This is a genomic window from Cupriavidus sp. 96C5-1 (assembly GCF_057798855.1).
This window is the reverse complement of sequence record NZ_JBYOJU010000006.1, coordinates 165,172-185,332: the sequence shown is the minus strand read 5'-3', so window position 1 is coordinate 185,332 and position 20,161 is coordinate 165,172. Positions and strand designations below refer to the sequence as shown.

Here is a 20,161-nt window from a genome sequence, read left to right as displayed (position 1 = left end):
CTGGTAGAGGAGATGCACGGAAACCTGAAGGCCCGGTACCGCCATGCTGGTCCGTCAGGCGTGCTGCAGGCCTTTGATCATCGTCGCCAGCGCGCGGCGGCAAAGGGGGGCGCGCGTCATCGTGGTCACCGCATGGTGCCGATGCCCCGCAGATGAATCGATCGACTCCCGCCGGTACGCCGGACCGTGCGCTCCATCCATTTGCTACGGGTACAGATTTGCGACATGTACCGATTGGCAAAGGAACCGTGTCTTTCGTCTTGAAGCTCGACCGGGTAAGGATAGCGGCGTTTCCGAAGAAAAAACCCAAGAATTATCTGGTGTCATCCAGCAATCCGGTACATGGGATTCGATCTCGCCGACGCATGGCTTTCATTGAGATAGAAAGAGCGAGAGGATATTGTGCAGACATCTCGTCAAAGCTATCACTTGCTGATTGCGGCAGGATTGCGAAATTTCCCAAACCTTGCGGCGACCCTTCCTAATGCCAACGCATTCGCCTGTATGCGAAATGGATCGTCCCATTTCGTCAATGCGATGCAAGCTGGGAAGGAAACGAGGAACACCGGGCGCGGTGGATTCAGCCGCGCGTTGTCCACTGAGGATGGCGGATGCATCCGCACCCGGATAGGGACAACGCATTGTGATGGCGAAGGCCAGCAGACGTATCCGGGTGGATCGGAAAAAAATGGCGCTGGGCAGTATGATCTATCGCGCGTGGGAGCCCAGCAGCGAAGCGCAGCAAGGCCGAAGCCTTGCGAGCATGCGTGAAGGCGGATCGCGCGTCTTGTCGGCCGGCTTACGCAACGAAGTCGTGATTCAGTGCACCAACGGCACAGGCTGGCGATCGCGGTGGCCAGCTTGCCTGCCGTGGCCTCGATGCCGCTAACGATGCCTGAACACCGGCTCCCGCCGCTCAAGGAAAGCGTTCATTCCCTCCTTCAGATCCGCCGTGGCAAACAGCGCATGCAGCTGCCGGCGCTCGAACAGGATCCCCTCGGACAGGGAAGACTCCCAGGCACGGTTGACCGCCTCCTTGACCGCCATCATCGAGGGCAGCGAAAAACCGGCGATGGTCTGCGCCACCGCCATGGCCTCGTCCATCAGCCGCTCCGCGGCCACCATGCGCGAGACCAGCCCGCTGCGCTCCGCCTCGGCGGCGCCCATATTGCGCGCCGTCATGCACATGTCCATGGCCTTGGCCTTGGAGATGGCGCGCGGCAGGCGCTGCGTGCCTCCTGCCCCGGGCATCACGGCGAGCTTCAGCTCCGGCAGGCCGAACACGGCATTGTCCGCCGCGATCAGGATGTCGCAGGCCATGGCCAGCTCGCAGCCGCCGCCCAGCGCATAGCCGGCCACCGCGGCGATGACCGGCTTGCGCACGCTGCGCAGCGTCTCCCAGTTGCGCGTGATGTAGTTGGACTTGAAGGCGTCCATATAGTCCCAGCCGCGCATCGCCGCGATATCGGCCCCGGCCGCGAACGCTTTGTCGTTGCCCGTGACCACGATCGCCCCGATGCCGTCGTCTTCGTCAAAGGCTTGCAGCGCCAGGCCGAGCGCATCCATCAGCGCATCGTTGAGCGCGTTCATCTGCCGGGGCCGGTTGAGCCGGATCAGCCCGACGCGGCCGGCGGTCTCGACAAGGATCGGATTTTGATTTTCTTCTCCTTTCTTATTTTCTTTCTCTTTCTCTTTCTCTTTCTCTTTCTCTTTCTCTTTCTCTTCCATCGCGGGACCTCCCTTATGCAGGTGCGCCGGGCTCGCCATCCGGCGGCCGGCTTGCAGGCAGTGCTTCGCGGAGTTGCTCCCGCAGCCTGAATTTCTGGATCTTGCCCGCCGGCGTGGAAGGCAGCGCTTCCTGCACGACCAGCCGCTCCGGAATGTATTGCGCGGTCAGCTTCTGCGCCTTCAGGAAGGCCACCATCGCCGCCATGTCGAACGCCTGGCCAGGCCGCGTGACGACGAAAGCGCAGGCCCGCTCCCCAAGGCGTTCGTCGGGATAGGCCACGATGGCCACCTGCGCGATGGACGGGTGGCGATACAGCAGGGTTTCGACCTCCACCACGGGGATGTTCTCGCCGCCGCGGATAATGACGTCCTTGCTGCGCCCGTCGATGCGGATATAGCCACGGGCATCGATGCGGGCGAGATCGCCGGTGTCGAACCAGCCCTGCGCATCGGTGTCGTTCAGGTGCGGCCGCCGCAGGTAGCCGCCGAAGTTCGAGCAGGAGCGCACCAGCAGCCTGCCGGTGCGCCCCTCGGGCAGCGCCGTGCCGGCCGCGTCGGCCACCCGGACTTCGACCCCGGGCAGAGGACAGCCATCGGTATTGACGGCACGCTCGTCGTCGTCTTCGAGCCGCGTCGTGGCGACCGCGCCCATTTCCGTCATGCCCCAGGCCGACACCACCTTGGCGCCCAGCGCGCTGCGCGCCTGCTCCACCAGGGCGCCGGGTATCGGCGCGCCGGCGCACAGGAAGGCGCGCAGGGTGGGGACCGCCTCGCCGGTCCCTGCCACCGTCCTGGCCAGGTCGGTCAGGAACGGCGTGGAAGCCATGGTGAAGCTGACGCCGTGCGCCCGGATCAGGTGCAGCGCCTGGCGTGGCTCCCAAATGTCCTGCAGCACCACGCTCGCGCCAAGCATGACCGGCATCATCAGCCCGTACATGAAGCCGGTCTGGTGCGCCATCGGCGATGCCATCAGGATCACGTCGCGCTCATCCAGCCGCAGGCGTTCGGCGTAGGCCACGATGTTGGCCATCAGGGTATTGGCCGAATGCAGCACGCCCTTGGGCTCGCCGGTGGTGCCGGAGGTGTAGATCAGCTGGGTGATGTCGTCCGGGCCGGGCCGATGCCGTAGCAGCCGGTCCTGCGCGCCGGCCTCGGCTTCCCACGCGGGACCGCTCAGCAGGGACGCGAAGGCATTGGCCCCATCTCCGCCGACCACCACCACGTGTTGCAGGTCCGGCAGCCCTCCCCGCAGGCCATCGAACATCGCCTCATGGTCAAACCCGCGAAACCGCCCTGGAATCACCGCCACCTTGCTGCCCGCATGGCTGAGCATGAACGATAGCTCGCGTTCGCGCAGGATCGGCATCAGCGGGTTGAGCACCGCGCCAAGGCGCGAGCAGGCCAGGTAAAGCGCGGTGAACTCCCACCAGTTCGGCAACTGGCAGGACACCACGTCGCCAGCCGCTATGCCAAGCCTGGCCAGCCCGAGGGCGATGCGGTCGGCCCGGCCGGCCAGCTCCCGATACGTCAGGCGCGTGGTGGCGCCACTTTCGACCCGCACGGCGGTCAGCGCGATCCGGTCCGGGCATCGGGCCACGCAATCGTCGAGCGCGTCGTTGATGGTGCGCTCGGGCCAGAGGCCCCGCGCGATACTGGCGGCGCGCCGCGGGGGCAGCAGTACGGCGTCGAATTCCATGGGCGTGTCTCCTCGTTCTTGTCGTCGTTCGATGCGTTGTTCGATGGGTTGTTCGACAGCACGGCATGCCGTGCCATCGCCGCGCCGTCAGGCCGGCACCGCTTCCCGGCCCGCCTGCGTACGGGCGATGATGGTCTTCATGATCTGGGCGGTGCCATCGCCGATCTGGAAACCCAGCACGTCGCGCAGGCGTTGCTCCATCGGGCCACGGTCATAGCCGCCATGCCCGAACGACAACAGGCACTGGTGCACCGCGTCGTAGGCCAGCTTCGGCGCCCACCACTTGCACATCGCCGCTTCGGCCGTGTGCGGCAGGTTGCGGTCTTTCATCCAGAGCGTCTGCAGGCACAGCAGGCGGGCGGCGTTCACCTGGGTCTCGTAGTCGGCCAGCGGATGCGACACGCCCTGGAAGGCCGACAACGGCTTGCCGAAGGCCTGGCGCTGCGCCACGTATTCCCAGGTTTCCTCCAGGCTGGCCTTGGCCACCGCCAGCACCTGCAGGCCGATCAGCGCGCGGGAGAAATCGAAGCCCTGCATCACCTGCACAAAGCCTTCGCCCTCCTTGCCGAGCAGATGGCTGACAGGTACGCGTACGTTCTCGAAGAAGATCGAGCCCCGGCCGATCGCGCGCTGCCCATGGCAATCGAAGCGATTGGTGGAGATGCCGGGCAGGTCCATCGGCACCAGCAGCGCCGACACGCCGCGCGCGCCCGCCTCGACGGAGCCGGAGCGCGCGAATACCACCGCGGCGTCGGCCTGGTCGGCGGCGGAGATGGACGTCTTCTCGCCATTGAGCACGTAATGGCCGCCGTCCCGCTCCATGCGCAGCCGCAGGCTGGCCGCGTCGGAGCCGCCGCGCGGCTCGGTCAGCGCAATGGCGAACAGCGCTTCACCCTGCGTCAGCCGCTGCAGCCAGGGCCGGGCGATGTCCGGCGCGGCGTGATGGGCCAGGATCTGCCCGTTCAGCGAAGCCAGCAGGTTGATATAGGAAATACTCAGGTCGGCGCGCGCCACCTCTTCGTGGATCACGCCGGCCGCCAGGCAGCCCATGCCCTGGCCACCGTATTGCTCGGGCAGTTCGGGGGCGATGAAGCCCATCTGGCCCATTTCACGCATCAGCGCGCGATCCAGCACGCGGGTCCGGTCGCGCTCCAGGAAGCCGGGCGCGATACGGTCGGCGGCGAAGCGCCGGGCATGGCCGGCCAGCGCGGCCAGGTCTTCGTCGAGGTAGGGGTTCATGGTGTCTCCGGGATGTCTTGCCGCATGGCGCGACGCTGCGATGCGCCATGCGGGCGCGTTGCCTGTTCCGGCAACGGCGGATTACTTCGCGTACTTGCGGAACTCGGGCTTGCGCTTTTCCTGGAAGGCCTTGACGCCCTCGCGCGACTCTTCCGTGTCGTAGTAGAGCTTCAGCGCGTACATGCCCATGCCGGCGATGCCGCTCTGGTGCGCGGTGTCCATGTTGAAGGAGCGCTTGGCGATGGCCAGCGCCGTGGGGCTCTTCTCCATGATCTCGTCGCACCACTTCTGCACTTCGGCGTCGAGTTGCCCGTGCGGAACGACCGCGTTGACCAGGCCCATGGCGAGCGCTTCCGCGGCCGGATAGCGCCGGCACAGATACCAGATCTCGCGCGCCTTTTTTTCGCCGACCACGCGCGCCAGGAACGCCGTGCCGTAGCCAGGATCGACCGAGCCGACCTTGGGGCCGACCTGCCCGAACACCGCCTTGTCGGAGGCAATGGTGAAATCGCAGATCGTGCACAGCACGTTGCCCCCGCCGATGGCGTATCCCTGCACGCGTGCGATCACGGGCTTGGGCACGTCGCGGATGGCGTTGTGCAGTTCTTCCATCGGCAGGCCGATGGTGCCGCGGCCGTCGTACTGGCCTTCATGGGCGGACTGGTCGCCACCGGTGCAGAAGGCCTTCTCGCCCGCGCCGGCGAGCACGATGGCGCCGATCTCCCGGTCGTAGCCGGCGCGATTGATCGCGTGGATCAGTTCGTCGCAGGTGCGCCCGCGGAAGGCGTTCATCTTCTCCGGGCGATTGATGGTGATCCATGCGGCGCCGTTGCGCACGTCGTAGAGGATGTCTTCGTAGTTCATGGCGGTGGTCTCCGTTGTCGTGGTCTGCGTGTTGCGTGTCGCGTACCGTCAGCCGTTCATGGTCAGGCCACCCGACACGCTCAGCACCTGGCCGGTGATAAAGGCGGCGTCATCGCTGGCGAAAAACGCGATCGCCCCGGGCAGGTCGTCCGGCTGGCCGATGCGGCCCAGGGGGATCGAGCGGGTGAAGGCTTCCATCAGCTTTTCCGGGTTGCCGGCGCCTTGCTTGTAGTCCGCGAACAGCGCCGTGTCGGTCGGCCCCGGGCACACCACGTTGACGGTGATGCCATGGCGGGCGTGCTCGCGGGCAATGGTCTTGGAGAACGACACCAGGCCGCCCTTGCACGCGGCGTAGACCGCCTCTCCGGACGAGCCCACCCGCGCCGCGTCGGACGCGATATTGACGATGCGCCCTTGCCGGCGCTCGACCATGCCGGGCAGCACGGCATGATGCATATGCAGCGCGCCGGTCAGGTTGATGGCGATCAGGCGCTCCCATTGCACGGGTTCGGTCTTGGTGAACGGCTTGAACACGTCCCAGCCGGCGTTGTTGACCAGCACGTCGACGGCACCGATCCTGCTCGCGGTGGCGGCGACAGCCGCATCCACGCTGGCGCGGTCCGTGATATCGCACTGGAACGCCTCGGCCCGGCCGCCTTGCTCACGGATCAGGGCGGCCACCTGCTCCGCCGCTGCGGGGTTCAGATCCAGCACGGCCACGGCCGCGCCTTCGCGCGCAAAGCGCCGGCAGGTCGCCCCGCCGATGCCGCCACCGCCACCGGTCACGATGACCGTCTTGCCTTCGAGTCTTTGCATGGTGTTCTCCTTGATGGTCAGGGGTGCTATCGTGCGGCTGAAGCGTCTCGCGCCAGCAGCTATATGTGTAAATATATTGACGTATACTAGGTCGGCAGCTAACGCAATGCAAGCGCCACCAATCAGGAATTCGCTATGGTTAACCCCAAATTAGATGACGATCTCGCCCCGACAGCGCGCATGGAGATGGCAAACAGGTTGTTCTTCCGCCTATACCAATGCGCAAACATGTTGCATAAAACGGGATCAAGAGCCGTGGAGGCCGAAGGACTGACGACGCAGCAGTGGGCGGTCCTGGGCGCGTTGTCGCGGCCACAGGCGGAGGGCGGCATGAGCGTGGGCGACCTGGCTCGCTACCTGATGGTGAGCCGGCAGAATCTGTCGGGACTGGTGAGCCGCATGGAGCGCGATGGCCACCTGCGCATGACGCCCGACGGGCGCGACCGGCGCTCGCGGCTGGTCACCATGACCGAATCCGGCCGCGATGTCTGGCTGCGCCTGGCCCAGCCCAAGATCCGGGATTACTACGAGCGGGCGCTGGCCGACTTCTCGACGGGCGACATCACCCACACGCTGCACTACCTGCTCAAGCTGCTGGAAAACATGAAGGCGCTGGACACCGAAGCGCCCATGACGGAGGACGCGGCGCCGTGACGGCGGAAAGCCGGCGGCCAAGGCCGGCGCGTTATTCCGCCTTGATGCCGCGGGAACGGATCAGTTCGGCCCAGCCGGCGCTTTCCTCGCGGATGCGCGCGGCGAGCGCCTCTGGCGTGCCGGCAACCGGCTCCATGCCCTGCCGCGCCAGTTCCTCGCGGACCGCCCTGCTGCCAAAGACCTCGCGCACATCGGCATGCAGCGCGGCGACCAGGGCCGGCGGCGTGGCGCGCGGCGCCAGCAGGGCATACCAGGAACTGACCTCGATGCCCTGCACGCCCTGCTCCGCCAGCGACGGAATCGCGGGCGCCGCGGGCGAGCGCCTGGCCTGGGTAACGGCAAGTGCGCGCAATGCGCCGGAGCGGATGAACGGCGCCAGCGTCGGCAGCGTGCCGAACAGGATCGGGACCTGTCCCCCGACCACATCGTTGAGCGCCTGGGTAGTGCCCTTGTAAGGAACATGGAGCAGCGCAATGCCCGCCTGCCGGCGGAACAGCTCGCCGGCCAGGTGCAGGCCGCTGCCCACACCCGGACTGGCATAGCCGAGCGGCGGGCTGGCGCGCCGCGCCAGCGCGACCAGTTCCGGCACCGAGTTGGCCCGGACCGACGGATGCACCGCCAGCACATTGGGCGAACTCGCCAGCAGGGAAACCGGACGGAAGTCGCGCTCCACCTGGTAGGACAGCGCGGGAAACAGGATGGGGTTGATGGTCAGGTTGCCGGCCGGCGCGACCAGCAGCGTGCAGCCGTCGCCCGCCGCGCGGCGCACCGCGTCGATGCCGATATTGCCATTGGCGCCGGGCTTGTTGTCCACCACCACAGTGACGCGCCGCCGCTGGTGCAGGCCTTGTGCGAGCGTACGGGCCAGCAGGTCGGCGGGGCCGGCCGCCGGGAACGGCACGACGATGCGCAGCGTGCCGCACGCGGCGGCCGGATCCGCCCGGGCCGCGGGTACGGCGCCTTGCCACGTGCCGGCGGCCGCCAGGCAGGCCAGTGCCGTCCTGCGCATCGCACGCCGGAGTTTGATTTCACGCTTCTGATAATGCATTGGAAAGGCCTGACCTGGAGTGGATAAGACGACTGCCTCGCTCCAACGCCGGTTTGTTTCATATACAAAACAACAAACCATAAATGGAACCAAACAGAATATAGCCGCCCTCCTCAAGGAAGGAGACTAGGGTTATCCCTGGGAACATCGCCGATCCGTGGTCCGGTGCGCGGCGCAGGCGCGCTGGGAAGAAAATGCCGGCGATCGGCAGGCAGGCGGTCAGGAAAGCGTCGGAAAGGCCGGCGCGGGCCGCCCGCTCCCGGCGGATCGTCACACGGGATCGCTCGCCGCGGCTGGCCTAAACTGCAGACAGCACCCTGTCGCGGTGCGCCGTCGATGCCGCGGCCGCGGCACGCGTACACCGCCGCTGGGACGCATAGGAGGGGCTAACGTGCAAGGCTTCCAGCTCACGCTGTTCACCGTCGAGAATCGCCGCCACCACGGCAAGCAGTTATCGCACTGGCTGCTGCAGATCCTGCGGGAACTGCATATTCGCGGCGCCACGCACACAGTGGCGGCCGAAGGCATCGGCCATGACCACCGCTTTCACACCTGGCATTTCGTGGAACTGGCCGACCGGCCCGAAGAGATCACCGTGATCGCCACCGCGGACGAAGTGCAGCGATTGTTCGACCGGCTGGCGCAGGAGGACATCCAGGTGTTCTACGCCAAGACGCCTGTCGAGTTCGGCTTCCTGGGCAAAAGCACGGCCGGCGCGCCGGGCTCCGGGACAGCACCGGAGCCCGGCAGCGCTTAATCCATGCTCGCGGCAACGGTGGTGGTACTGCTGCTGCCGCGCAGGGTGGCCTCCGGCAGGCGGGCCACCAGGAACGGCGCCACCAGGGATACGGCCGCGCTCAGCAGGAACAGCGTACGGAACGCCACCTCGGCAGCGGCCCGCACTGCGCCGGCGTCGGCCGTATCGCCGCCCACCATGGCGCGGTGGAACATGCTCATCAGGATGTCCTCGCCGCCGCGCAGGTCCGCCACGCCCATGCCGCTATGGCGCAGCAACCCGATCAGCACCGTGGTCAGCACCGCCACGCCTACCGCTCCGCCCAGCATGCGCGAGAATGCGGTCAGCGCCGTGGCCACGCCGACCTGGTTCGGGGGCACCGCGTTCTGGGTCGCCACCAGCCCGCTGGGCAGTTGCAGCCCGATGGACAAGCCGAGCACCACCATGACCAGCGCGGTCAGCAGCACCGCATGGGGATCGACGAAGGCCAGCGCCACGATCGCCAGCGGCGCGACCAGGGAGCCCGCCAGTTGCAGCGGCTTGTAGCGGCCGCTCCACGACATAAGCCGGCCGGAGATAAACGCGCCGAACGGGATCGCCAGCGTCAGCGGCACCAGCCGCAGCGCCGCGGCGTCGGCCTGCGCGCCGCCCACCACCTGGAAACGCAGTGGCAGGAGCACGGACATGGCGATCAGCTGGAAGAAGCACAGGAACAGCGTGATGCAGCAGATCGTCACCGTCGGCACGCGCAGCATGGCCAGCGGGATCATCGGATCGGCGACCCGGCGCTCCTGCCAGACGAACAGCACCAGGGCCGCCAGACCTGCCAGCAGCAGGCCAAGTGTCTGCGCCGCCAGGGCCGACTGGCCCTGCCCCAGCCGGGTCAGGAACACCAGCACGCCGGTCAGGCCGCCGCCGAACAGCAATGCGCCGACATAATCGATGCGATGACGGCGCCCGCCCACCGGCAGGTGCTTGAGCGCCCGGCGCACCACCACCAGGGCGATCAGCGCAAGCGGCAGGTTGATCCAGAAAATCCAGCGCCACGACAGGTAATGCGCCAGGTAGCCCCCGATCACCGGGCCCGCCATGCTGGCCACCGCCCACACACCGCTCACATAGCCCTGGTAGCGGCCACGGTCGCGCAGGGGCACCACATCGGCGATGGTGGCCTGGGACACCGAGATCAGGCCGCCGCCGCCAAGCCCTTGCAGGATGCGCGCGACGATCAGCTGCGGCATGGTCTGCGCCATCGCGCAGGCCACCGAGGCCAGGAAGAACAGCACGATCGCGAACGACAGCACGGACCGCCGCCCCAGCAGATCCGACAGCTTGCCGTAGATCGGCGTCACCACCGTCGATGCCACCAGGTAGGCCGAAACCACCCACGCCATCACCTCGAAGCCATTGAGCTGCAGCGCAATCTCCGGCAGCACCACGGCCACGATCGATTGTTCCAGCGCACCCAGCAGGATGGCCAGCATCAGGCCGAAGATGACCTGCATCACGGGCGCCGGCGGCACTGCCGGCGGGCCGTTTCCAGAGAGGGATGAGGAGGCCGCGGCGGGCGTGGAGGATGGGGGCGTTGTAGCCATCGCGAGCAATGGCTGGGAAACGGCGGTCATGGGCGGGCTGGGGGAGAGAAGCGCTGCGGGGACATGAAGCGCGATGCCGGCACCGCGGACGCGCCGGCGCGCTCCTGCCTGTTATTTTGTATACAAGGGCGCTATTGTAGGCCGAAGCCTTCCGCCCTGCATTGTCCCTGGCAGCGCTGCCAGCCCTCGCCTCTCCGGGAGGCTCAGAAGGATTCCCAGTCGCCGCCGGCCACGGCAAGGCCTGCGGCAGCCGGCGTGCGCGCGGCACGGCGCGCTGCCACCGGGGCGGCCATGGCAGGTTTGGCTTGCCGTGCCGACGGCTGCGTCCTGGCCGGCAGCACCGGCTCGCGCGTCTGGCGCACCACCGGTGCGCGGGCCTTGCTGGGCAGCACGGGCTGGCGGCCGGTGCGGACCGCGCCAGCGCGCGGCGCGGCGGCGGCCGGCCGGGGAGTCGCCTTGGGCGCTACCGCCGTTGCCACGGGTGCCGCAGCCGGCGTCTTCGGTGCTGCCGGTGCCGCTGCCGGGCGCGCCGGCGCATGGTTCCTGGCGCCGGCATGCGGTGCCGGGCGCCGGGCGGCCGGCACCGGTGCCGCGCGGGACACCGCAGCCGCGCGCGGGGCGGCGGCCCGCTCAGCCCGGAGCGGCTGCGCGGCCAGCGTTTCCGCCGGCGTCACCTGGAACCGTGAGACCTCGCCCACCAGCCCAGCGGCCTGCTGCTGCAGGCTCTCGGCGGCAGCGGCAGCCTCTTCCACCAGCGCGGCATTCTGCTGCGTCACGCTTTCCATCTGGCTGATGGCGCGGTTGACCTGCTCGATGCCCAACGACTGCTCTTCACTCGCGGCGGCGATCTCGCCCATGATGTCGGTCACGCGCTTTACCGCGCCGACGATATCGTCCATGGTGCGGCCGGCGTCTTCCACCTGCTTGGCGCCATGCGCCACCTGCCCCACCGAACCATGGATCAGCTGGCCGATTTCCTTCGCAGCCGAGGCGGAGCGCTGCGCCAGGCTGCGCACTTCGGCCGCCACCACGCTGAAGCCGCGGCCCTGCTCACCGGCGCGGGCCGCTTCCACGGCCGCATTGAGCGCCAGGATATTGGTCTGGAAGGCAATCCCTTCGATCACCCCGACGATCTCGGCCACCTTGGCCGACGACTGCGAAATATGCTGCATGGTCTCGACCACGCTGCGCACGGCGCGGCCGCCCTCGGTAGCCACGCCGGAAGCGCTGGCCGCCAGTTCGTTGGCATGGCGCGCATTGGCGGCGTTCTGCCGGACCGTGGAAGTCAGTTGCTCCATCGAAGCCGCGGTCTGCTCAAGCGAAGCGGCCTGCTCTTCGGTGCGTTGGGAAAGATCGGTATTGCCGCTGGCGATTTCACGGGTGGCGCCGTCAATCGAGCGCGACGCGCCCTGGATACCATGCACCAGCGCAGCCAGCTGGCCAAAAGCACGCTCCAGCGCACCCAGCATGCTGCCCATCTCGTCGTCGCTGCGCGCCTCGATGGCATAAGTCAGGTTGCCTTGCGCCAGTGCCTGTGCCGCTTCCAGCGCATGGCGCGCGGGACGCGTGATCGAGCGCGTAATGCCGATGCCGAGGGCAGCGGCCAGGGCCACTGCCACCACGGCCAGGCCCAGCAGCAGGTTGCGGGCCATCTCATAACTGGCATTCGCCTCTTGCACCGCGGCCAGGGCCACCTTGCGCCCGGTCTCGGCCAACTCGCCGAGCTTGTCGAAATAAGGTGCCTGGGCCGCCGACAAGGTGGACACCAGCGCGCTGCGGGCGCCGTCGAACTCGTTGCCCTGCAACTGCCGCAGCACCATGTCGAGCTGACCGTTATAGCCCTGGCGCGCCTCGGCCAGGCGGCGATAGGTTTCCTGGACTTCCGGCTTGGCCGAGGTGGAAAGCCACTTGCCCAGTTCGTCCAGCGTGGCGCCCATATCCTGGCGCAGCGCGAGAATCTGCTCGGCATTGCGCCTTACCGCAACGGGATCCTCATTCAGGGTGGCATCGCGCACCAGGATGCCGATCGACAACGCGTCCTGCTTGACGCGTTCGATGTCCAGCACCTTGAACAGCCGCCCTTGCACCGTGATGCGCATCGATTCGTTCATGGTGCGCAGGGACGTCATGCCCAACACGGCAACGGCAACGAGCAGCAATGCCACTACCGCAAACGCCATCGTCAGGCGCGCCCCAATGCCAAAGTTTCGCAACCAACGCATGTTTTCCGGCTCCTTTTGCTTTCATCGCGAGCGCTTTTTTCCCGCTCCGGACACACTTCCGGCTCGACACCGCACCGCGGGCTTAACGGCAGCAAGGGGGCAAGCTTGAGGAATGCGCGGCGATTTCGCCAAATAAAAGGGAAAATGCGAAAAAGAAAGGAGATATAGGGGCAAAAAGCCCGGCAATTCGAGGGATTGACGAAGCGCGACCTGTCGTCTAATGACACTCAGGCACTCCGAAGTGCCGTCATCGGCGCTTGTCGCCGGAGGCGCACAAACAAAACAAGTGGCGCAAAAAAAAGAAGCCCACGCGCGGGGTGCTCGTAGGCTTTCCAGGACTGCGAAGAGCCGAAAGGCTCCATAGCGAATATAAACCGCGCTTACATGAGGTGTAAATCCAATTTCTATCAGGGATATCTCTGATAGAAAAAATGCCGAAAATGCCACGCAAGTGACGAATGTTCGACATGGAAGGCACCTCGCCAAAAGGCCAGGGCCACCTTGCTGCCTGCAAACCCGTGCCGCACGGGGACGCAGGCGCTGGTGGCGTTGGGACTTGCGGCGCAATGGCACATCCCTTGTGGATGAACATTGTGACGCAAGTGCATTATTAGAGTAAAGCCTCTAATTCCGGCATGCCGCCCAACCATCCAGATTTGTAAAATTTTGTTACCCTCGCCCCTGAAGTATTCCCCTTCTCTTCTGGCGGCACCCACCGCCAACGTTTGCGGGGCAGCATCGGATCCGCCGGTCCGGCCCACGCCGCGGCCGGTCGCGCCCCGGGCAGCCAGTCACAGCGCCAGCACCGAGAGCGGATGTTTCATTTCCCGCCCCGCCCAGGCCACGCCGCAGCCCGCGCCCAGCAGTGCTGTACCTACCCAATTGCCCGGGTCCGGTCACCGGACCCTCGCCAGCCGCCAGAACCCGCGCGGGCTCTTCCGGAGACGTTGTGAAGAAGAAGGAAAGCAGGATCGATCGACCAAGCAGGAGGCTGCAGCATCTACAACTGTCTACCCACATTGCCAGCCGCAATCCGGTCGTGGTGCACCTGGCCAGCGGCATCCGCCTGCACGGGGTGATCGTGGCCTCGGACAGCTATATGGTGCTGCTGGCGGAAACGCCGCAGGACCCGCTACCGCAAGTCATCTACAAGCACGCCATCGCCGTGATCACGCCTGCCCATGCGCCCGAGGCCATCGCGTCGGTGCCCGGCGCGGAGAGCTCGCCGGATTTCGTCAGCTTATATACCCCGCGCACGCGCAAGCGCCGCTAGGCCATGCCGCGGCTGGCAGGCTGCCAAGCCGGCCGCGGCCATCTCCATCGCAATTCCTATCTGCAGCCCGGTATCGGTTCATCGCAAAGATCACTCTAAATCTTTCCCGGCCCCAACCGATAACCCAAACAACGGTGGCACTTCTCGCCCTGCTTTACCAGGCAGCCAGCGTTGCGGCAACAGCCGGATTGAACTACCTACTGTGATAAAAATAGGAGTTGTACCATGTCGATGACCATCAATACCAATACGCTGTCCCTGATGACTCAGAACAACCTGAGCTCGTCGCAATCGTCGCTGAACACGGCGATCCAGCGCCTGTCCTCGGGCCTGCGTATCAACAGCGCCAAGGATGACGCTGCCGGCCAGGCCATTGCCAACCGCTTCACCGCCAACATCAACGGCCTGACGCAAGCCCAGCGCAATGCCAACGACGGCATCTCGCTGGCGCAGACCACCGAAGGCGCGCTGAACGAAGTCAACAACAACCTGCAGGCCATCCGTACCCTGGCCGTGCAAGCCGCAACGGGCAGCAACTCGGCAAGCGACCTGAAATCGATCCAGGACGAAATCACCCAGCGCCTGGCTGAAATCGACCGTACCTCGCAACAGACCGACTTCAACGGCGTCAAGGTGCTGTCCTCCAGCGCAACCCCGCTGAACGTGCAGGTTGGCGCGCAAGACGGCCAGACCATCTCGATCGGCCTGCAGGAAATCAGCTCGAAGACCCTGGGCATGACCGGCTTCACGGTCGCCAAGAACGCCCTGAGCACCAGCTCCGCCATCACCACGGTGGCCGCTTCCACCGGCGCCGCACCGGTTGCCGTCAACCTGACCTCGGCCGCCAACGCGCTGTCCGCCGTCGTCGGCTCGACCGTCAGCACCAGCTCCCTGACGCTGAACAACGTGCTGGATACCGCCGGCAACGCCACCAGCAACTACGTGGTCAAGTACGGCAACGACAACTACGCCGCTTCGGTCGACGCCGCCACCGGCAACGTCACCCTGAACAAGGTGCAAGTGAAGATCGGCGATGCCGCCAACGGCAACACCGGCAACACCGTGGCTGGCCAGCTGGTCAAGGTCGGTGCCGACACCAGCGGCGCCGCGGTCGCTTTCATCACCCAAGGCGGCAACAACTACGCGCTGTCCGCCGGTACGCAGGCTGGCGCCCAGGCCAACGGCGGCGCGGCGACCACGTCGGTCACGGACGCCACCCAAATCGAGCTGAGCACCGCCGGCACTACCACCGCAACGGCCCAGTTCACCGGCTCGGGCAGCACCAACCCGCTGGCCCTGATCGACAAGGCGCTGGCCACGGTCGACAAGCTGCGCAGCTCGCTGGGTGCGGTTCAGAACCGCTTCAACTCGGCCATCTCGAACCTGGGTTCGGCGGTGACCAACCTGTCGGCTTCGCGCTCGCGGATCCAGGACGCTGACTACGCGACCGAAGTGTCGAACATGTCGCGCGCCCAGATCCTGCAACAAGCTGGTACCTCCGTGCTGGCCCAGGCCAACCAGTCGAACCAGGGCGTGCTGTCGCTGCTGCGTTAATCGCGCAACAGACGGCGGTCTCCTAGCAAGACGGGCCCTCCTCGGGCCCGTCTTGCCGGCAATACTTCCAGAGCGGCCTCCGCTCTGGATGCGTTTCGACCGGAGCCTTTCGTGCACCGGCCCAACCGTTGCAAAGACAGATCATGATCAGTTCGACCGAACCGCTGCTGCCGACCATCGCCTCCCAACCCACCTCCCCGGTGTCCGGGACGGTGACGTCCGCCGCGGCTGCAGGCTCGAATTCGAATGCCGCAGGATCGAAGCCGGCAGACGGATCCGGATCCCATGCGGCCGGCAGCGCCGAACTGGACAGCGCGCTCAAGAGCCTCAACGACGCCCTGCAGGCCACCCCGCTCGAGGTACGCGTCAGCATCGACAAGGCCACGCACCGGATGGTGACGAGCGTTGTGGACAAGGTCACCGGCGAGACCATTCGCCAATTCCCATCGAAAGAAGTCCTGCGTATCGTCAGGGCCATCGACAAGCTGCAGGGCCTCTTGATTCATCAAACCGCCTGAACGGGCACCCTCCCGTATATATTCACTTACAGGTACCAATCATGAGTTCAACGAGTGTTACGAGTTCAACTGGCACATCAAGCTCCCCGATTTCGTCGCTCGGCGTTGGCTCCGGGCTGGACCTGAGCACCCTGCTGAGCAATCTGCAGACGGCGGAACAAGCCAAACTCACCCCCATCACCAACCAGCAGACCGCCGCCAATACCAAGCTGTCCGCCTATGGCGTGCTGCAGGGCGCGCTGGCCTCGTTCCAGGCCACCTCCGCCGCGCTCGGCACGGCCAGCCTCTACAACAGCACCACCACCTCGTCCAGCAACACCAGCGTGCTCGGCACCACCGCCGACAGCACCGCGGTGGCGGGCAGCTACGCGGTCAACGTATCGCAGCTGGCGCAGGCGCAAACGCTGATCTCGAGCGGCGTGGTCGACAGCACCGGCCTGCAGCTGGGCAGCGCCACCATCCAGATCCAGTTCGGCACCACCACCACCAGCGGCGGCACCACCACGTTTACGCCCGGCAGCAGCGCGGCAACGTCGATCAACATCAACGGTACCAACGACACGCTGAGCGGCATCCGCGACGCCATCAATGCCGCCAATGCCGGCGTCACCGCCAGTATCGTCAACGACGGCAGCGGCACGCCCTACCACCTGTCGCTGACCTCGAACACCACCGGCGCCGCGTCGAGCATGAGCATTTCGGTCAGCAGCAATGGCAGCGGCAGCCCCACCACGATCAGCAACCTGCTGACGTACAACCCAGGCGGCACCACCGCGATGACGCAGAACATCGCTGCCCAGGACGCCAAGCTCACCATCAACGGCCTGGCCGTCACCAGCTCCACCAATGCGGTGCAGGGCGCGGCACAGGGCGTTACGCTGAACCTGGCTTCCACCGGCACCAGCACGGTTAGCGTGGCCACCAACACCAGCGCGATGGCCACCGCCGTGCAGAGCTTTGTCACTTCGTACAACACCCTGCAGTCCACGGCGTCGCAACTCTCCGCCTACGACGCGTCCACCAACACCGCCGGCGTGCTGCTGGGCGACTCGACCCTGCGCGTGATCGAAAACCAGTTGCGCAACGTGATCAACACGCCGCAGACGGCCGTCGGCACCACCGGACTGACCAACCTGACGCAGATCGGCATCAGCTTCAATGCCGACGGCACCATGGCGCTGGATTCGAGCAAGCTGAACGCCGCCCTCACCAGCAACCGCACCGGCGTGGCCCAGTTGCTGAGCGGCACCGACGGCAAATCTGGCTACGGCAACCAGCTCTCCAACACGGCGACCGGCTTTGTCAGCACCACGGGCGCCTTGACCTCCGCCACCAACGGCGTCAACGCCACGCTCAAGTCGCTGGCAACCGACTACACCAGCACACAGGCCCAGATCACTGCCGCCATCGCCCAGTACCAGGCTGAATTCCAGAACCTGGACACGGTGATGGCGCAGATGAACTCAACCAAGACTTACCTGACGCAGCAGTTCAGCTCGTCGACCAGTTCTTCGGGCTGAGCGCGGCCGGGCCAACCAATACGCCATATCAAACTCAGGGATCGCCGCTATGTATGCACGCACCGCCGCCAACGCTTATTCCAACGTCGGCAACGAAACCGGGGCCATGAGTGCCTCTCCCCACCGCCTCATCGTCATGCTGTTCGACGGTGCGCGGGCGGCGATCGCCCGAGCCAGGTTCCACATGGAAGCAGGCAATATTGCCGACAAGGGCAAAGCCATCTCCCACGCCATCAGCATCATCGAAACCGGGCTGCGCGCCTCGCTCGATCACGCCGCCAGCGCGGACCTGGCAGGCAACCTCGATACGCTTTACGAGTACATGACCCGGCAGCTGATGCTGTCCAACCTGCACAACGACGACAACCGCCTCAACGAGGTGGACAAGCTGCTGGCCAATATCGCCTCGGCCTGGAGCCAGATCGACCCCGCCGCCGCGGAGCCGGAGCCTGCCAACCAGGCATTCAGGCCGATGGAAGCCGTTTCCATAGGAGCCTGACATGCTGAAACAGAAGAAGCCACTGATCGCCTGCTACGAAGAACTGCTACGCCTTTCCGGGCTGATGTGCGAGGCCGCCCGCGCGGGCCAGTGGGAGACGCTGGGCGCGCTGCAAACCGGCTATGTCGCCCAGGTCAACACCTTGAAAATCATCGACGACGTAGCTTCGCTGACTGCCGACGAGCGGCGCTACCGCTACGGGATGCTCGAAACCATCCTGTCGCAGGATGCTGCCATCCGCAACCTGGTGACGCCCAAGCTGGAAGAGCTTGGCCAGTTGCTGAACAATTCGCGCCGCCGCCAGGACCTGCATCAGGCCTACAGCGCCAGCACGCCTGCCTGACACGCTGAATGGTCGGCATCAACCTTCCGCCGGACGCGGCGCTTGCCCTGCGCGCGGACCCGCAGGCGCTGAAATCCGCGCTCACCGTTGCCAAGCTGGCCGCTCTGCAGCCCGTTGGCACCGTCACCGACACCGTGGGGCCTTCCGCGGGCGGCAATACGGTGCAGCAGGGCCGTGCCGGAATGGTGGGTACCGGCACGCCGCTCGCCCCCGACGGCGCAACGACCACTTCCGCCCGCGAGTCGCTCAGCACGGCGGCGCGCGTCATCCTGGACATCCTCGACAGCACCGACGCCGTGCCGCTGCGCGGCGCCGCGCCGCTGGTCGCCACGCCGCCGGGCAACGGCCAGGCCGGCGCACTGGCCAGCGCACTGGCCCGCCAGGTGGGACAGAGCGGACTGTTCTATGAATCGCATCTCGGCCAATGGCTGAATGGCACGCGCCAGCTCGACAGCCTGATGCGCGAGCCGCAGGCCATGCTGGGACGCCCGCCCGCGCCGCCGGCCCCGGCCAGCACGGACAGGAACAGCGCGCAACCTGTGCTGCAATTGACCTATGAGCCGGCCGCCACCCCCACGCTTGCCACCGCTGGCGCCGCCAGGGTAGCCGCTGCCGCGGTGGCGGAGTCCACCGGCCTCGCGCTCCCCGAGGAAGGCGCCGGCACGCCGGCGCAAGCGCCGAAGAATACGGTCACGTATTCAGCGCCGGCCCCCGGCCCTGCCGCCACAGCGACGGCAGGCCCCGCCGCGAATCCGCCCACGCCCTCCGCGCACCTGGCCCAGCAGGCAACCCAGGCCTACCAGGCAGCCTCTGCCTCGCCAGCCTCGCCCGCGGCGCGGATGCTGCCGCTCACCGCCGACAGCATCCGCGCCGCCAGCGCAGCGGACACCGCCCCGTCGCAGCTCGCCAGCGGCCCCGCCGTGCATGCCGACGCCACCACGCTGGTCCGCCAGCAGCTGGACACGCTGGCAACCCAGCAATTCCGCTGGATGGGCGAAGCGTGGCCAGGCACGCCGATGGAATGGCAGATCGCGCGCGAACAGGACGACAACCCCGCGCGCGCGCACGGCGAGCCGGATGCCATTGCCGGCGGCGTCTGGTCGACCCGGCTGGTCCTCGAATTCCCCAACCTGGGCACGGTGGAAGCCCGCCTCAGCCTGACTGGCAACGGCATTGAAGCCAGGCTGGCCGCGCCCGCCTCGGTCAACCTGCTGAAGGCCGCGCGCGCGCAGCTTCAGGATCGCCTCGCCGCTACCGGCCTGGATCTCACCGCGCTGGCGGTGGAAGGCGTCCTCTCGCCCGCCGGGAGCAGCAGGCAGTGAAACATCCCGACGACAACGCGCGCGGCACCGCGGTAGCGCTGAGCTACGACGAGACGCGCGACCAGAGCCCCCGCGTGGTGGCCAAGGGCTATGGCGAAGTCGCCGATGCCATCATCGCCCGCGCCCGCGACAGCGGCGTCTATGTCCACAATTCCCCGGCCCTGGTGACCTTGCTCATGCAGGTCGACCTGGACTCCCGCATCCCGGAGCAGCTGTACGTGGCCGTGGCCGAACTGCTGGCCTGGCTGTACCAGCTGGAGCAGGCGGAGGCCGCCGCCGCACCGGCAGCGACGACACCCCTCCCCCGCTGAGCCCCCGCGCCCCGCGCCGGCCCCGCGCGCGAAAGCGCCGCATCCTCCTCTCGACTGTCCCGCCTCTGGAATTGGCCTCGTTTTTGGCCCGTATTCCGGCCTCCCCGCGCTTGCCGTCCTGATAACTTTCAGGGGCCGGAACAGCCTGGCAATCACCGCCGCAAACCGCCTTGCCCGGTATGCGGCGGCATCGCCAACAAGCGCATTGCCTGTACCAGCCCGC

General features: G+C 66.6%; 19 protein-coding genes. 10 read left to right on the top strand and 9 right to left on the bottom strand.

What is annotated here, in order from left to right; translation table 11 throughout:
- Positions 1–885: 885 nt before the first annotated feature.
- The 5 genes from AC3FOF_RS10545 to badH form a co-directional block, all read right to left on the bottom strand.
- Complete coding sequence (locus AC3FOF_RS10545) at positions 886–1,728, bottom strand: enoyl-CoA hydratase (protein ID WP_488726559.1); 843 nt, start codon at positions 1,726–1,728, stop codon at positions 886–888.
- A gap of 13 nt (positions 1,729–1,741) precedes the next feature.
- Positions 1,742–3,424: a cyclohexanecarboxylate-CoA ligase gene (aliA, locus tag AC3FOF_RS10540; protein ID WP_488726558.1), complete on the bottom strand. Its 1,683-nt coding sequence runs from the start codon at positions 3,422–3,424 to the stop codon at positions 1,742–1,744.
- Positions 3,425–3,511: 87 nt separating this feature from the next.
- Positions 3,512–4,663 carry a cyclohexanecarboxyl-CoA dehydrogenase gene (aliB, locus tag AC3FOF_RS10535; RefSeq protein ID WP_488726557.1) on the bottom strand — a complete coding sequence of 384 codons (1,152 nt, stop codon included), beginning with the start codon at positions 4,661–4,663 and terminating at the stop codon, positions 3,512–3,514.
- Between the two features lie 81 nt (positions 4,664–4,744).
- The gene (badI, locus tag AC3FOF_RS10530; RefSeq protein WP_017226639.1) at positions 4,745–5,527 is read right to left on the bottom strand and encodes a 2-ketocyclohexanecarboxyl-CoA hydrolase; all 783 of its coding nucleotides are present in this window, start codon (positions 5,525–5,527) and stop codon (positions 4,745–4,747) included.
- A 48-nt stretch (positions 5,528–5,575) separates the two neighbouring features.
- Positions 5,576–6,343, bottom strand: a complete 768-nt coding sequence (gene badH / locus AC3FOF_RS10525; RefSeq protein WP_276269314.1) for a 2-hydroxycyclohexanecarboxyl-CoA dehydrogenase — start codon at positions 6,341–6,343, stop codon at positions 5,576–5,578.
- Between the two features lie 135 nt (positions 6,344–6,478).
- On the opposite strand from badH, the gene AC3FOF_RS10520 reads away from it, so the two are divergent.
- Positions 6,479–6,997, top strand: a complete 519-nt coding sequence (locus tag AC3FOF_RS10520) for a MarR family winged helix-turn-helix transcriptional regulator (RefSeq protein WP_488726556.1) — start codon at positions 6,479–6,481, stop codon at positions 6,995–6,997.
- Positions 6,998–7,028: 31 nt separating this feature from the next.
- Here the strand turns inward: AC3FOF_RS10520 and AC3FOF_RS10515 are convergent, their stop codons facing one another.
- Positions 7,029–8,045 (bottom strand): tripartite tricarboxylate transporter substrate binding protein, encoded by a 1,017-nt coding sequence (locus AC3FOF_RS10515; protein ID WP_488726555.1) that lies wholly within the window; start codon positions 8,043–8,045, stop codon positions 7,029–7,031.
- A 58-nt stretch (positions 8,046–8,103) separates the two neighbouring features.
- Positions 8,104–8,319, bottom strand: coding sequence for a hypothetical protein (locus AC3FOF_RS10510; protein ID WP_488726554.1), 216 nt, complete (start codon positions 8,317–8,319; stop codon positions 8,104–8,106).
- Positions 8,320–8,436: 117 nt separating this feature from the next.
- On the opposite strand from AC3FOF_RS10510, the gene AC3FOF_RS10505 reads away from it, so the two are divergent.
- Complete coding sequence (locus AC3FOF_RS10505) at positions 8,437–8,802, top strand: DUF190 domain-containing protein (protein WP_276268823.1); 366 nt, start codon at positions 8,437–8,439, stop codon at positions 8,800–8,802.
- On the opposite strand, the gene AC3FOF_RS10500 is transcribed toward AC3FOF_RS10505, so the two are convergent.
- The gene (locus tag AC3FOF_RS10500) at positions 8,799–10,286 is read right to left on the bottom strand and encodes an MDR family MFS transporter (protein ID WP_488726553.1); all 1,488 of its coding nucleotides are present in this window, start codon (positions 10,284–10,286) and stop codon (positions 8,799–8,801) included. The two genes, AC3FOF_RS10505 and AC3FOF_RS10500, sit on opposite strands and share 4 nt — an antisense overlap.
- Positions 10,287–10,579: 293 nt before the next feature.
- Complete coding sequence (locus AC3FOF_RS10495; RefSeq protein ID WP_488726552.1) at positions 10,580–12,598, bottom strand: methyl-accepting chemotaxis protein; 2,019 nt, start codon at positions 12,596–12,598, stop codon at positions 10,580–10,582.
- 949 nt (positions 12,599–13,547) lie between these two features.
- On the opposite strand from AC3FOF_RS10495, the gene AC3FOF_RS10490 reads away from it, so the two are divergent.
- The 8 genes from AC3FOF_RS10490 (at position 13,548) to AC3FOF_RS10455 (ending at position 19,938) form a co-directional block, all read left to right on the top strand.
- A complete protein-coding gene (locus AC3FOF_RS10490; protein ID WP_017224682.1) occupies positions 13,548–13,871 on the top strand; it encodes an RNA chaperone Hfq in 324 nt (107 codons plus the stop codon).
- Between the two features lie 225 nt (positions 13,872–14,096).
- Positions 14,097–15,425: a FliC/FljB family flagellin gene (locus AC3FOF_RS10485; protein ID WP_488726551.1), complete on the top strand. Its 1,329-nt coding sequence runs from the start codon at positions 14,097–14,099 to the stop codon at positions 15,423–15,425.
- Positions 15,426–15,568: 143 nt separating this feature from the next.
- Positions 15,569–15,943 (top strand): flagellar protein FlaG, encoded by a 375-nt coding sequence (locus AC3FOF_RS10480; protein WP_488726550.1) that lies wholly within the window; start codon positions 15,569–15,571, stop codon positions 15,941–15,943.
- Positions 15,944–15,984: 41 nt separating this feature from the next.
- Positions 15,985–17,463, top strand: a complete 1,479-nt coding sequence (gene fliD, locus AC3FOF_RS10475; RefSeq protein ID WP_488726549.1) for a flagellar filament capping protein FliD — start codon at positions 15,985–15,987, stop codon at positions 17,461–17,463.
- A gap of 49 nt (positions 17,464–17,512) precedes the next feature.
- The gene (gene fliS, locus AC3FOF_RS10470) at positions 17,513–17,962 is read left to right on the top strand and encodes a flagellar export chaperone FliS (protein WP_017229997.1); all 450 of its coding nucleotides are present in this window, start codon (positions 17,513–17,515) and stop codon (positions 17,960–17,962) included.
- A gap of 1 nt (position 17,963) precedes the next feature.
- Positions 17,964–18,305, top strand: a complete 342-nt coding sequence (locus tag AC3FOF_RS10465) for a flagellar protein FliT (RefSeq protein WP_017229998.1) — start codon at positions 17,964–17,966, stop codon at positions 18,303–18,305.
- An 8-nt stretch (positions 18,306–18,313) separates the two neighbouring features.
- Positions 18,314–19,627 carry a flagellar hook-length control protein FliK gene (gene fliK / locus AC3FOF_RS10460; RefSeq protein WP_488726548.1) on the top strand — a complete coding sequence of 438 codons (1,314 nt, stop codon included), beginning with the start codon at positions 18,314–18,316 and terminating at the stop codon, positions 19,625–19,627.
- Positions 19,624–19,938 (top strand): EscU/YscU/HrcU family type III secretion system export apparatus switch protein, encoded by a 315-nt coding sequence (locus AC3FOF_RS10455; RefSeq protein WP_017230293.1) that lies wholly within the window; start codon positions 19,624–19,626, stop codon positions 19,936–19,938. The genes fliK and AC3FOF_RS10455 overlap by 4 nt, the downstream gene beginning before the upstream one ends.
- Positions 19,939–20,161: the final 223 nt, after the last annotated feature.

Bases quoted from the DNA above. Each gene is read 5' to 3' on its own strand.
- AC3FOF_RS10545 (WP_488726559.1), bottom strand. From the start codon at position 1,728: ATGGAAGAGAAAGAGAAAGAGAAAGAGAAAGAGAAAGAGAAAGAGAAA.
- aliA (WP_488726558.1), bottom strand. From the start codon at position 3,424: ATGGAATTCGACGCCGTACTGCTGCCCCCGCGGCGCGCCGCCAGTATC.
- aliB (WP_488726557.1), bottom strand. From the start codon at position 4,663: ATGAACCCCTACCTCGACGAAGACCTGGCCGCGCTGGCCGGCCATGCC.
- badI (WP_017226639.1), bottom strand. From the start codon at position 5,527: ATGAACTACGAAGACATCCTCTACGACGTGCGCAACGGCGCCGCATGG.
- badH (WP_276269314.1), bottom strand. From the start codon at position 6,343: ATGCAAAGACTCGAAGGCAAGACGGTCATCGTGACCGGTGGCGGTGGC.
- AC3FOF_RS10520 (WP_488726556.1), top strand. From the start codon at position 6,479: ATGGTTAACCCCAAATTAGATGACGATCTCGCCCCGACAGCGCGCATG.
- AC3FOF_RS10515 (WP_488726555.1), bottom strand. From the start codon at position 8,045: ATGCATTATCAGAAGCGTGAAATCAAACTCCGGCGTGCGATGCGCAGG.
- AC3FOF_RS10500 (WP_488726553.1), bottom strand. From the start codon at position 10,286: ATGCAGGTCATCTTCGGCCTGATGCTGGCCATCCTGCTGGGTGCGCTG.
- AC3FOF_RS10495 (WP_488726552.1), bottom strand. From the start codon at position 12,598: ATGCGTTGGTTGCGAAACTTTGGCATTGGGGCGCGCCTGACGATGGCG.
- AC3FOF_RS10485 (WP_488726551.1), top strand. From the start codon at position 14,097: ATGTCGATGACCATCAATACCAATACGCTGTCCCTGATGACTCAGAAC.
- AC3FOF_RS10480 (WP_488726550.1), top strand. From the start codon at position 15,569: ATGATCAGTTCGACCGAACCGCTGCTGCCGACCATCGCCTCCCAACCC.
- fliD (WP_488726549.1), top strand. From the start codon at position 15,985: ATGAGTTCAACGAGTGTTACGAGTTCAACTGGCACATCAAGCTCCCCG.
- fliS (WP_017229997.1), top strand. From the start codon at position 17,513: ATGTATGCACGCACCGCCGCCAACGCTTATTCCAACGTCGGCAACGAA.
- AC3FOF_RS10465 (WP_017229998.1), top strand. From the start codon at position 17,964: ATGCTGAAACAGAAGAAGCCACTGATCGCCTGCTACGAAGAACTGCTA.
- fliK (WP_488726548.1), top strand. From the start codon at position 18,314: ATGGTCGGCATCAACCTTCCGCCGGACGCGGCGCTTGCCCTGCGCGCG.